The sequence below is a fragment of the Parabacteroides sp. merdae-related_45_40 genome (assembly GCF_001915675.1).
Map to the genome: position 1 here is coordinate 112,888 of NZ_MNQY01000113.1, position 13,066 is coordinate 125,953.

A 13,066-nucleotide genomic window follows, 5' to 3' on the forward strand; every position below is an offset into this window, starting at 1 on the left:
ACATTGCTTTTTGTATAGGTTGTTTTATTATTATGCGACAAAAGTAATCAATAATCGGAATTCTTGCAACGTTCTGATAACTATTTAATGTTATGCAGCACATGCCCCATACGTTCTTTCTTCGTTTTCATGTAGAATTCGTTGTATGGATTTGGTTTCACCTCGATAGGAACGTTCTCTACTACCTCAAGTCCGTAAGCTTCCAGACCTACGCGTTTTACCGGATTATTGCTCATCAGGCGCATTTTCGTTACGCCGATATGACGTAAGATCTGTGCTCCGACACCATAATCTCGCTCGTCCGCTTGATGGCCTAAATGCAAGTTCGCGTCCACCGTATCCAAACCATCCTCTTGGAGCTTGTATGCTTTCATCTTCTCCATCAATCCGATGCCTCGTCCTTCTTGGTTCAGGTAAACGATAACCCCTTTGCCTTCTTGGTCGATGCGGCGCATAGCCTCGTGCAGTTGCTCTCCGCACTCGCAACGCATGGAACCGAAGATATCACCTGTAGCGCAAGATGAGTGCACGCGTACTAAGATAGGCTCGTCTTTCTCGAATTTACCCTTTATCAAAGCTATATGCTCTAATCCATTGCTTTTCTGGCGGAAAGGAATGAGACGGAAATGTCCGTACTCGGTAGGGAGATCTACCTCTACACCGTTCTCTACGATCGATTCGGTCCGGAGGCGATAAGCGATCAGGTCCTTGATGCAAATAATCTTGATATCAAATTTCTTGGCTACCTCGATTAATTGCGGCAGACGTGCCATGGTTCCATCCTCGTTGATGATCTCGATCAAGGCTCCGGCGGGATATAAACCGGCTAACCGGGCCAAATCCACGGCTGCCTCTGTATGACCCGCACGGCGAAGTACGCCACGAGAGCGGGCACGAAGCGGATTGATATGTCCGGGACGTCCCAGATCGGATGGCTTGGTCTTTGGATCAGCCAGCGCCAAGATCGTTTCCGCACGGTCGTACATGGAAACGCCGGTCGTGCATTTCCCTCCTAATTTATCTACTGTTATCGTGAAAGGAGTACCTAATAAAGAGGTGTTATTGGCAACTTGCATATCCAGCTCCAACTCTTGGCAACGTTCTTCCGTGATCGGGGCGCATAATACACCTCGTCCGTTTTTCAACATGAAGTTGATTTTTTCCGGGGTTACTTTCTCGGCCGCGATGATAAAGTCTCCTTCATTCTCCCGGTCCTCGTCGTCTACAACGATTAAGAACTTTCCTTCACGGAAATCCTCGATAGCTTCTTCGATGGTGTTTAATTGAATCTCGCTCATATTTATTGATTATTTATATCCGAGTTATTTTTTAGCAAATGTAATGAATATATCATATTGATCAGTTCCTTACTGGTCTTTTGTACCATGACGATATCATGCCGTAGCAATTTACGTTGGTACGTAGCCAATAGGTAGATCGGCAATCCCAGTGGGAAGAAAATACCGATAGCCAAGGCAAGTTTCCCGTTTATATGCTTGCTTAGCTTATTATTGTAACCTCCGATGACCGGGTAGTCCATCAATTTATTCAGGAGTAAATTCTGGTCGGAATTACTTAATTCCTCCACGATATTTTCCGTGTCCTGAGCTAACAGTTCCGCTGTGTTATCTTTTCCGCCTTGTTTCCAAAATGTCAGATAATTGATCCAACGTTTATGGTTTGCCAGATAAGTCGTGCTTTCTTCCACTAATTTCTCCAGTTGAGGAAGGGTTGCCTCATAATCGGGGGTGTATATGATAACCTCTTTCCGCTCCACTTTTCTCCCTTCACGCTTACCTATTAAGTTCTTCAAGGCATTCACGTAAGTGTCGGCATTCAAGATAACAGAATCTTTTACCGCTTTATAGGTTAGGAATATACCCATAGGTGTTAAGACCACGGAGCTAAGCCACATACCTTCCCATGCGTCCCAAACGCCGTCGCGTGCCATCTTGAAGCCCATATTATCTATAATATAATAGAAGATAAACAAGATTACCGAGATAACGACCGGTACGCCCAACCCACCTTTACGGATGATGGCTCCTAAGGGCGCTCCGATAAAGAAGAACATGATGCAAGCGAACGATACCGTGAATTTCTTATGCCATTCCGTCAAGTGGCGGCGTACCTTATAGGCCTCGTCGCCAACCGTGGCCGCACGGAAATAATAGTCGGTCTTGATATTCTCGATCGAGGATTTGGCCCGGCCTAATAAAGCCGCTTTACTACTCGGTGCCTGCGCTTGGTAAAGACTGTCGAAATCCAACTGGATGGTAGGAGTGATTACCGGCAATTTTTCCTGCTGCTCGTCTGGTTGCCCCTCGGCTTCACTCTCTTTTTTAGCTCGTAAGGACTTTAGTGTTTTTACGTATGAGGCATCGTAAATGCTTTTTGCGTTCACGTCCTTGATGCTATCCAAGCGTACGCCCATCGAATCGATAGAGGTTTGTAAATCCTTCAAGTTTTTTCCCATATATTGGTTCTGCATGAAAGATTCGTCGGTACGGTTGAAATTCGCGTCGAATTCAATCAAGATATCCTTGCTGCTGAATGATTCCCGTCGATAGGGGACGGCGGTTCTCGCTTGCGTCGTGTTGGCTTGGCTTTTACCTACGTTCTCGAAAGATTCTCCGTTAAATAAAGATAGGACAAGGAATAATTTATCGGCGGATGTCTTTAGCCGTCCGGAGTCCGCTACGATTACACGGGCGTTATTGAATCCTTCCGAATAATCATAGATCATCACGTCTTTTAATAAACCGTCCTTCGGGTCCTTTTTCTTCACATATACATTGAATCCGGGAATATCTTTGTAGAATGAACCTTCCGGAATATCCAATTCCGGTGATTTCTGGCGCATGGAATATAATAATGTATATAGCTTGACTTGGACAACGGGCATTACGTTGTTTTGGAAGAAAAAGGCTCCCACGCTCACAAATAGTAGCGTTACGATCAAAGGACGCATGATATGTATCAATGATACCCCGGCAGACTTCATGGCCAGTAATTCCAGACGTTCCCCTAAATTTCCAAAAGTCATTAATGAGGCTAATAGAATAGCCAAGGGAAGTGCCATCGGGACAAGAAACAAGGCCGCATACATAAACATCTCCGCTAATACAGGGATACCAAGGCCTTTTCCCACCATATCGTCGATGTATCGCCAAAGAAATTGCATCAACACAATAAACAGACAAATACCGAATGTCATAAGAAACAACGGCAGGAATGTCTGCAGCATAAATGTATATAATCGTTTTATTCTCAACATTGCCTAATCTGGTTGAAGTGGCAAAAGTAGTGTAAAAAACGATAACACCCCACAGATTTCTGTAAAACTACTCTAAATACCAAGCGTTCGCTTCAAATCTTCCACTTGCGAGTCCCATAAATTAATGGAATCTTTTTTCTCCCCGGGTTCGGAGAAATCCGTAATCTCAAGTGCCGTAGAACCTGTTAATTCGATTGTATGGATTATAAATTCGAAATAAGCGTTCTCATCTTCCTCGTCCACCCAGCGGTAACGGATAAAGTTCTCCGGCTTGGAGTCGATCACTGTTGCCTCTTGGGCCTCTTTACTCCATTTAAAGGTGTAGAGATTATCATTTATAATGACCTCGTCGGCGAACCAAGCGGAAAGTCCCAAAGCGGTGGTTAGGTGATTCCACAAGCTTCGTCGTGAAACTTTATCGAAAATGTATTCGATATGAAACTTCTCTTTCTTCATTGTTCTTATCCTTATATTTGCCGCAAGATACATAAAAGATTTGAAAACGACTAATTTTAATGATGAAAAAAGTAACTAATAACTAACTGATTAGGTGGAGGTCTTAAAAATTAAGCGAATTTTTTTATTGAAAATGTTGTGTAATTCAAAAATAACCCCTACTTTTGCACCGTCAATAAGAGAAATAGTGACAATGAAATGATGGCGAGATAGCTCAGCTGGTTAGAGCGCATGATTCATAATCATGAGGTCCCCGGTTCAATCCCGGGTCTCGCTACCTAGAAAAGGAGGTCGATTTTTCGATCTCCTTTTTTCTTTTGCTATCAGATGGTCTTTTGGGAGGATAAAAAAACCTGAACAATCTTTCTCGTAAACGATCTTGATTGTTCAGGCAAAATAATTATGTAACCTCGCGGTTATGTTAATTAGGTTTGCCTACATCATAATTTAAGGGTAATTATATATGTAAGCAGGGTCATAGGGTAAAATTTCGCAAATTGCTTTGCTTGATTTATAAATACAAAGATATGTATGTCTAAATGTTTTGAGTGATGGTATTTGTCTCAATAGGAGAATGTATTTCTATCATATAAATAACGCACGCCTCGGAAATCATCTGAAGCGTGCGTTTAGCATATAAAATTTAAATCTAGTTACCCTTGTTTATGTAGTGACCCTGCTGTGATTTTTATATGCTTACCCTAATGTCTGTTGCGAATATATTCATAATATTCATAGGTTGTATCTTTATTTGATCGGTATTTGTATCAGTTTAGTGTGTAAAACTATCAACAGGTGGAGTGGGCCTTGTGATGAAGCGGGTTTCCGTTAATATTTAAATAAAGTTAAGACGGTGTTCGTGTCAATATCATGGGTATTCCTATCACGGAGAATGCGGTTTTTGAGAGAAAAACAGCGCACGCCCGAAATTCTCTAATCTCGTGACGTGCGCCAAAGCATATAAAAATTGAGGGTATCTTAATTCAGTGTTATATGTTGGATAACGGTTGCCCAGTCGGCAATTACAATATTAGCCGAAACTTCTCCAGAGTACTTGAAAGTGATCTCGGTGCGTTTTCCGGGGTTTGCAGCGAATAATTCTCCGTTTTTGTCTTTTTCGCTAGAAAAAATAAGATCACCGTCCTTGTAAAGCTCTATCGTTATATTTTGAGCCGGAAAAATGGCTTGGGCTTCTGTTGTCAAATTACCTTTTTCGTCAAAAGAAGCGGGGAAAGCGAATTCAACCTCTTCTCCTGTTGGGTTGCCATTGTAGTCCAATGAGCTTTTTGTATTTTTAATTCGATATTCAAAATTTCCGGCATTACTCCCTAGATACTTGATCAGTCCTTTCGTTGAAAGCTGGAAAATTGAAGTTTTGCGAATGATTTGTAATTCGTTTGATACGGTGGATTTTGTTGAAGAGTTCTTATGAAGCGTAACTTGTCCATAGAACAAATCGCTCGGAATATTAGCTATGCCGTTATTCTCTTTTAGACTGACTTGCAAATCGGATATAATATTGGCTTTGCTCATGTTTGAAATCTCTTCGTTTCCAGAATTGATTCCACTCCATGCGATCACGGTTATGTCATTACTGTTCGGGCAGTTAATGTCTATAGCCCGGCGAGATAAAATTGTAGATTTGTTTACATTAATCTGCTCGAAGAAATCGTTGTTTTGATCGAAGACAAATAATGTAGCTCCATTCACCTCTCCCTTGGTCGTAATGTCGTTACCATCTGAATTCATTGCTTTTAATACCACGGAGAATGGCACTTCGGCTTGTTCAATAACCTCACTCGTTGTTGCTACTACGTCATTTGAATCATCCGTGCAAGCGGAGAATGACAAAACTGTGAAAATAACAGAAACCGCAAATACGCAATTTGCGAAAAAATTACCCTTTTTCATGACCCTACTTTTTATATGCTTTACTCTTAATCTAAGTGACTTGGTTTTTTTTTGACCGCCCCTCAACGGTCTTTCCTTATCACTACATCGCGAATGTATGTATAAAAATCATAGGTTGTATCTTTTATGATGGGTATTTTTATCAAAAAAGTGGGTAAAACTATCATTATACCTCTATGTCCCTTTATTGATGCATGTTTTGGATGATGCTTAAATAATGTTAATTAGTTTGTTCCTATCAATTTGAGTGGTAAATATATCATCGCTGGTCCTTACTGATAGCCTTGCCTCTGTTGTGTGATAGGAATGCAGTTGTTGTTAACGTCTATTAAAACGCCAGTAAAAAACGTTCGTTTAAATCTTGCGTTTTTATCTTCAACTTTTTTGCAGCCTTACAAAGGTCAAAAATTTTATTTAAATTTCAGTTATTCAGTTGGATAAAAATAATAAAAAAAATAACATGATTATCAATGAGACTTCATAATTTATACACATAAAAACGCAAGATTTAAACGAACGTTTTTTACTGGCGTTTTATATAAATAACATCTTAATAATCAATGATATGAGATCAAAAGGTTTTAAAGCGAAATTTATGATGGCATTTTGGGGCTTGTTCGTTGAAGCTCATTATATTGCTGCGGCCAATGATACAATGGAGGGCTCTCAAGGAATTCTACCTTTTATCATTTTACTGATAGTGTCCATATGTGTAATAGCTTTTTTGAGTTATTATATGTATAGGTTGAAGAAAGAGTATATTGCCAAAGATGGTGAGCTTATGGCGAGAAACGATGAGCTTCTTCGGTCTGTCGATGCGTTAAGCGTAAAAAATCGGGAGATCCAACAAATGTTGGTCAATAAAATCCGTGAGACTGATAATTGGAATAGGGATAATGAGGTAGAACGGGAGGATTTGAAAAAGCGCCTTGAGGAAATGGAAAAGCTCCATAATTCGTTTTTTGTTGAAACGATTCATGAAATGCGTACTCCACTATCGCTTGTGCTTGGTTCGTTGAGTGAGTTGTTGCAACGTAAAAATGATATTGACTCTAGTGAAGCGACTCAATTATTGTCTGCTTACCGTAATACCTTGGCTCTTCAAGACCTTATCGAGCAATTGCGAAATACCCGTCATGGAGATGACGTGGCAAACCATCTTCGGATAGCTCGTTATGACATGATCAGTATAACAAAGCAGATTTGTGATTTATTCGTGGACTGGATAGCCATGAATAATGTGGAATTTCATATTAATACCCAAACCTCTGTTCTTTGGGTCTGGATAGATCGTCGGAAGATGGAGTTTGCCTTGCATGTACTTTTATCTAATGCGTTAAAAAATACCTACCGCTTTGGAAAGATCTCGATCAATATTTCCGTGGTGCGCTCAAATGGCAAGGCTTATTGTTCTTTCTCTATCCAAGATGATGGGTTAGGAGAAAGCGAAAGTACCCGTTTGGGTTTGAAACAGATCGTGGATATGACAGAATCCTCCGGCGCTATTTTCGAAGGAATTTCATCGGAGGACGAGACGGGAACCCAATATACGATATTGATTCCTTTGGGGAGAAGCCATTATATGGAACGTGCCGTGGAATTCATCGAGCCGGATGGTGATCTGGTAAAGCTGAATGAGATGCAGAAGGAGGAGATCGCCGAGTTGATCCAAGTTGTTCCGAAAAAGAAAGAGACCGGGAAGAAAATGTTGGTGATTGATGACAGTGATCAGATCCGTTGGTTCCTGCGTCATGTTTTTGCCAGTGAGTATCATGTTTCGGAAGCTCATAATGGCCAGGAGGGTGTAGAGATCGCGCGAGTTGAACGGCCGGATTTTATTTTATGTGACGTGATGATGCCCGTTAAAGATGGGCTTGCTACCTGTCGTGAAATCAAAGGCATCCCAGAATTAGCGCAAGTGCCGGTTGTCTTGCTAACCGCAAAGGTAGAGAGTGAGGATGTTATAGCCGGCATTGAATGTGGCGCCGATGATTATATAACCAAGCCATTCGATGTAGAGGTGTTACGAAGTAAGGTAAACAGTTTATTGAAACGTAGGGATGAGATGAGACGTTTCTATACGTCGAGTCCTGTAGGTGCGCATCCCGAGGGAGAGAAAACGGTAAAGAAAGATGATTCCCCTTCCAATCTTTTTATGGATGCGGTTATCTCAACGATCGAGAAACATTTGGATGACCCTAGTTTTGAGGCGAAGATTTTGGCGGATTCTTTAAACATGAGTCTCCCTACATTATATAGAAAGATAAAACTCTACTCGGATAGTAGTATATTGGAGCTTACCCGTATGGTACGTTTGAAGAAAGCCGCCGAGCTGATCAGTATGCAGCGATACTCTATCCAAGAGGTTTCGGAAATGGTCGGCTTCAACGATACCGCCACTTTCCGTAAGCGTTTTACCGAGCAATATGGTGTCACTCCTTCACAGTATATGCCGGGTAAGAATTAATCGTTTTCCTATGATACTCTCTCCTGCTCGTTTTTTGCCATTTCCCGGATAATCGCTGGGGAATGGCTAAATTGTCATTTGATTTTCTGGATTACTTGCTGGAAAAATGAAAATATCTGCGAAATCCCGTACATTCCTTTTTATGCGATATTTTTCAACCTCTTTTTGATAGCCTTACAACGGTACTAATCAGCTCGAAAATGTGCCGAACGGAAATTTATAGTTTTACCTCTTATTTATGAAAGTAACACCTATTTACTTTTTTTTATAGTCCAAATACCTTTGCGATGTCATTAACGAACAGCTGATTGGTCATAGGGAAGATTTGAACAATGAGTTCTTATTATATGGCTGAAAACGTAAAAAGTGATTGAAAAAGAAAGGTTTATATAAAAGATTTATTAACTCATAAAATTATATGTATATGAAACTTAGAAATTTATTATTCGGGACAATGATCGCTTGCGCGTTCGCGGCGTGTTCAAACGAGGATGATCCTATCCCTAACGTGGATCCGACACCTACTCCAGAAACAGGCACTGCGGATCTTACGATTGTGGTAAAGAATTTGGCAAAGAATACACAGACAAAAGCTGCTGATGATTCTAATGCTAAAGAGGGCGAAACTGCGATTCACAATTTATTTGTGGCACTTTATAATGAGGATGGGACATTCTTGCAAGTTAGTGATATTACTGCTAATAAGGATGAAGAGCAAACTAGTTCAAACAATGAGATTCAGTTTAAGGGATTAAAGGCAGGTGCTTCTTATCGTGCGTTGGCTTTCGCTAATGTCCCCAAAGAGGCTCTTACTGCAACTGCTAACTCTTTTGATTTGACATCTGCTTACTATGTCTTAACCGGAGCAGAAGCGAATGGATTGCCTATGAGTAGTGGAATTAGTCCAGTATTCACTCTTGCTGAAGGTGAAAATTATTATGGTTACTCAAACGCTACAGGAGGAAACAGTATTGAATCTGGAAAACCTTTAGGATTAATTAGAAATGTGGCTCGTGCGGAATTGAGTGCTCTTTCTTTGGATATGACTCAAGTCAAGGTTAATAATATTCAAAAATACAAATCAGGAACAATTAAGTTTGTACCTAAAGATGTTTTTGTATTACATGGTCGTAAAAAAGCGAATGTGGCAGACCAAAGCATAAATAATAATCTGTGGTTCAATCTGCCAAATAGGGTTTGGGGTAATATTGCCGCTACTTATGAAACAGCTAATGGAGATGATTATTATTCCGGAACTAACGCTAGTAGCTCATTCGGTCGTTTTGCTGGAACTGTCGATGCGACTAATTATATAAAGGCATTGAGTACAACAACAAAAACATATACTCAGGATTGGACTGGTGCTACTATTTCCGGAGATAAAGAAATTGCTCTTGCTAACTCTTTATATTTTTATGTGTTGCCTAATGATCAGACAAAAGCGGCCAGAGAACAAGAAGATCCGGAAGAAGAAGGCCCGGCTTTCGTCTTGGATAAAACAACTTTGGCATCCGAATTGGTAATCAGTGGTGAAGTTTATATAAAAGCTATAATGAACGATAACACATCTTGGACATTCGGCGAAGAGAGTACTCCTGTATTGCGCTATTGGCCGATAAAGATTGGTATCGATGGATTAGATAGTGAAGACACATATTATGGTCAGGTACATAGAAACGTGGTTTATAACATTTCTGCTACTATCGCAGGTAATGGTTATGCAGATCCTACTCTTCCTAAGGGGGATCCTACAGCCGACTTGTTTGTAAAGACAATGGTTATGAATTGGGGTACAGCCACTCAAGCTCCTGTTATCGAATAATATCAATTCTCTAATAATAACCAAAAGGCATTCTCTATCAACAGGGAATGCCTTTTTTGTTATAAATATAATATGTCAATGCCCGTTGGCAAAGTTAGAAAGTTAAAAGATTTATGTTTAAGAAGTTGTTCTCTCCGGACACGCCCCAGATGCCATTCTATGTGTTAATAATCCAAATCATCTACCACATCTACCATTATTTATGTAATATTTTGATTGTAAATCATTTATCTTATGGTGGTAGATGGCGAACATCTACCACTACAAACTTCGATCTACCATCATTAGGTTACCGGAAAGATTAGCACGAACAATTACTACTAACGATAAATAATGTATAACATTCTGTATTTCAGTAAATAATAGTTTTTCGCATAGAAAAACAAAAGTTTTACTATAGAGAAACTTTTGTTTCTTCAGTATGAAATAAAAGTTTCTTCAGTATGAAACCACTAACTTCACCTATTGAAACTCTTATTGGCTTTAATCCCTTTGTCTGTCTCTTATGAAATCGTCAAATACTAAATATACGAGTCCGCAAGCTTGAGAAGTGATTTTTTTTGCGTTTCCCATTAAATCATGGTAGATGCAGAATGAAAATTGTAGATGTTATTTCATCTGCAACCACTATATAACATATTTATTTACAATAAGTATGAGGTTGAATTGTAGATATTGTAGATGTTCTCATGAAATAATATTCCGGCTCTTAGGTTCAAGACATATGGGATCGCCATCATAAGGAAAGGATAGTAAATTTTGTAGTCTCCGGATCAATTCATAACCAGAATTATATATGCAAAAAAGGCACTCCCGATAAAAGGAATGCCTTTTGGTTGTTATTCAAAGAATAGATATTATTCGACAACTGAAGATTGATTTGCGCTACCCCAATCAAGAACCTTTGTCTTAACAAACAATTCAACAAAGTCTGTTGGAGGAACAGTAGGATCATCATATCCTCTACCGGCTAAAGTTGCGTCAATACTGTAAATTATATTACGATGGATCTTTCCATCCTTTAAATACTCAGCCGTAGCTGCTGCCATTTCATTCGTCGCAGCAATTTTAATAGGCCAATATGCTGTTTTCTCCGCATAGTTGTATACTGCATTACTTCCGCTCTTTTTAGCATTTTCGAGCTTATAAGTACCTTTGACTACAATTTCAGTTGCCAGCTCCTCGGATTTGAAATTATCAGCACCATTCATTTCACGAGCAGCCTTAACTTGAGGATTCTCAAACACATAAAACTTAGGGGCGGTTGTGATAGACGCAGATGCAGCACCTTCACTTGCGATATCCTGTATCAATGCCTCAGTTGGTAAACTGGCCTTGTATCCTTCAATAATAGAACCACTCATATTCGTAAACATAGCGTCATCATTCACGAAATCTCCTCTATAACCTGAAGCATAATCTGTAGCATTAGCAGCATAAGTTGCGGACACATTACCCCATATGGTATTACTAGCAGTACTCCACCAGCTATCGCCATCACCCATATCAGCCGCATTGGATTTCGTCCGTCCATGCATAATGAATACACATTCTGGAACAATTGTCGCAGTTCCTTCAACGTATACATCTTTTGTTGCTTTAGCCATGTCTAAGCTAAGTCCTTTAAAATCAATCCGCGCTACATTTCTTATCAAGTACAAAGGTTCTGCTACAAGAATATTCACACCTTCTTCCTGTGTTTTATTATATCCATAATAGTTTTTACCGGCTTGTAAAGTGAACGGATCAGACAAACCACTACTCATTGGTAAATAGTCTTTCGAAAATCCGGCTGTTGGCATTGTATATACAGGAGACACAAAGTTGTTAATTGTAGTACCAGTCAATGAGATTTCACCCATATTAGCAAATGCGATAGCACGTAATTTGGCTTTTTCTGTCAGTCCGGCAAATTGAACCTCATCATTATCCGCAGTAGCGTCCTCAGTGGCAATATCAGAACTTGAAGCGACAAGCGCTCCAGTTTCAGCGTCATAAAGAGCAACTGTTAGGTCTGTAATTTTAGCTTCATTTTCAGTCTGTGTCCCCTCCGCTACAGCTTTAGTCAAATTTCTAGCCACATTTTTCACGGAAATGGTCAATGTTGCGTTATTTTCCCCTGTTTGCGGTTGATCCGGTCCTACGATAGGATCATCCTCGTTTGAACACGCCGCGAATGCGCAAGCGATCATTGTTCCGAATAATAAATTTCTAAGTTCTATTTGGGAATGGCTATAAGAGATTGTTTTTAGCATAATTATGCTTTTGTTATATGCAGGTAAGTAACAACTCAGTAGTATTATTATAATAATGTATGGGAGCGGATGGCATGATGAGAATTTATCGGAATAAGCTTGTTTTTCAACAGAAGAGTCTTTACCTTTATAAGATTATACGTGAATTATTAATCAACTAAAAACCATAAAACTATGGAACATTACGTGAACATCATGTTGGATGGCGGCTTCAAGGCTGTGTTTGGAGATAAGCAAGTGGCGATGGATTTGCCGTATGATCTCCCGTCAGGGCGAGACAGGTCGTGACTGGAAGTACGAGCTGCTTCCTGTGTATGGAATCTATCTGTTGAACTTCAGCTTGCCAGAGTTTCCGTTGTGGCGTACGGACGTGGTGCTAGCGAACGAGCTTACGGGTGAGACTTTTGGACGGATCAAGCTCAAACAGGTCTATATTTCATTCGAGCGGTTCGATTTGAGTTATGAGGAGTGCGAGACTCCGTTGGAAATAATACAAAGTCTCTGATCTGATAAGCCAGTTGCGGACTGAAACTATAGCGGATGACACGGATCTTGGGGAGAAGTATCTTTCTTGATCCGTGCCATCCGAATCTGAAGTGATCTCCGTCTCATGCGTCTAACACCCCATTAAACCGGTCTATTGCCTGTCTTTTACTAGCATCGATGATTTTCGCGTATACTTGTGTGGAGATGATGTTCTTGTGTCCTAGTAATTTACATACCGTATACAAGTCAATGCCAAGAGCTAGTGAAAGAGTGGCGAAAGTATGGCGGCTTACGTAAGTAATATTTAGAAATGCAATAAAAAACAGAATGACGATAATTAAACGTAAAACGTTTATAATTAAGCATTTTGCAAGATTTGCAGAACAGACAGA

8 protein-coding genes, 1 tRNA gene and 1 pseudogene are annotated in these 13,066 nt (G+C 40.1%); 4 read left to right on the forward strand and 6 right to left on the reverse strand.

Annotation, left to right across the window (positions count from 1 at the left end; genetic code table 11):
- Positions 1-80 precede the first annotated feature (80 nt).
- The 3 genes from BHV83_RS13785 to BHV83_RS13795 form a co-directional block, all read right to left on the reverse strand.
- Positions 81-1,298: a bifunctional 3,4-dihydroxy-2-butanone-4-phosphate synthase/GTP cyclohydrolase II gene (locus BHV83_RS13785; RefSeq protein ID WP_005859476.1), complete on the reverse strand. Its 1,218-nt coding sequence runs from the start codon at positions 1,296-1,298 to the stop codon at positions 81-83.
- Positions 1,299-1,300: 2 nt separating this feature from the next.
- Positions 1,301-3,247 carry an LptF/LptG family permease gene (locus BHV83_RS13790; protein WP_048927139.1) on the reverse strand — a complete coding sequence of 649 codons (1,947 nt, stop codon included), beginning with the start codon at positions 3,245-3,247 and terminating at the stop codon, positions 1,301-1,303.
- Between the two features lie 102 nt (positions 3,248-3,349).
- Positions 3,350-3,733 (reverse strand): START-like domain-containing protein, encoded by a 384-nt coding sequence (locus tag BHV83_RS13795; protein ID WP_005859472.1) that lies wholly within the window; start codon positions 3,731-3,733, stop codon positions 3,350-3,352.
- Between the two features lie 203 nt (positions 3,734-3,936).
- On the opposite strand from BHV83_RS13795, the gene BHV83_RS13800 reads away from it, so the two are divergent.
- Positions 3,937-4,010, forward strand: a tRNA-Met gene (locus BHV83_RS13800).
- 701 nt (positions 4,011-4,711) lie between these two features.
- Here BHV83_RS13800 and BHV83_RS13805 read toward each other — a convergent pair.
- On the reverse strand, positions 4,712-5,644 hold the full coding sequence (locus BHV83_RS13805; RefSeq protein WP_005867545.1) for a FimB/Mfa2 family fimbrial subunit: 933 nt from the start codon (positions 5,642-5,644) through the stop codon (positions 4,712-4,714).
- Between the two features lie 565 nt (positions 5,645-6,209).
- Between BHV83_RS13805 and BHV83_RS13810 the strand changes: the two genes are divergently transcribed.
- Both BHV83_RS13810 and BHV83_RS13815 read left to right on the forward strand, forming a co-directional pair.
- Entirely contained in the window at positions 6,210-8,111 is a 1,902-nt protein-coding gene (locus BHV83_RS13810; protein WP_286757636.1) for a hybrid sensor histidine kinase/response regulator transcription factor, read from the forward strand.
- Positions 8,112-8,535: 424 nt separating this feature from the next.
- A complete protein-coding gene (locus BHV83_RS13815) occupies positions 8,536-9,933 on the forward strand; it encodes a fimbrial protein (RefSeq protein ID WP_227154233.1) in 1,398 nt (465 codons plus the stop codon).
- A gap of 857 nt (positions 9,934-10,790) precedes the next feature.
- Here the strand turns inward: BHV83_RS13815 and BHV83_RS13820 are convergent.
- Positions 10,791-12,188: a fimbrial protein gene (locus BHV83_RS13820; RefSeq protein ID WP_286757637.1), complete on the reverse strand. Its 1,398-nt coding sequence runs from the start codon at positions 12,186-12,188 to the stop codon at positions 10,791-10,793.
- A gap of 244 nt (positions 12,189-12,432) precedes the next feature.
- Between BHV83_RS13820 and BHV83_RS13825 the strand changes: the two are divergent.
- Positions 12,433-12,675, forward strand: a pseudogene (locus BHV83_RS13825) (PD-(D/E)XK nuclease family transposase); the annotation flags it as partial.
- Positions 12,676-12,796: 121 nt separating this feature from the next.
- Here BHV83_RS13825 and BHV83_RS13830 read toward each other — a convergent pair.
- Positions 12,797-13,066 (reverse strand): tyrosine-type recombinase/integrase (locus tag BHV83_RS13830; RefSeq protein WP_286757639.1); only part of this gene is annotated, 270 nt, incomplete at its 5' end.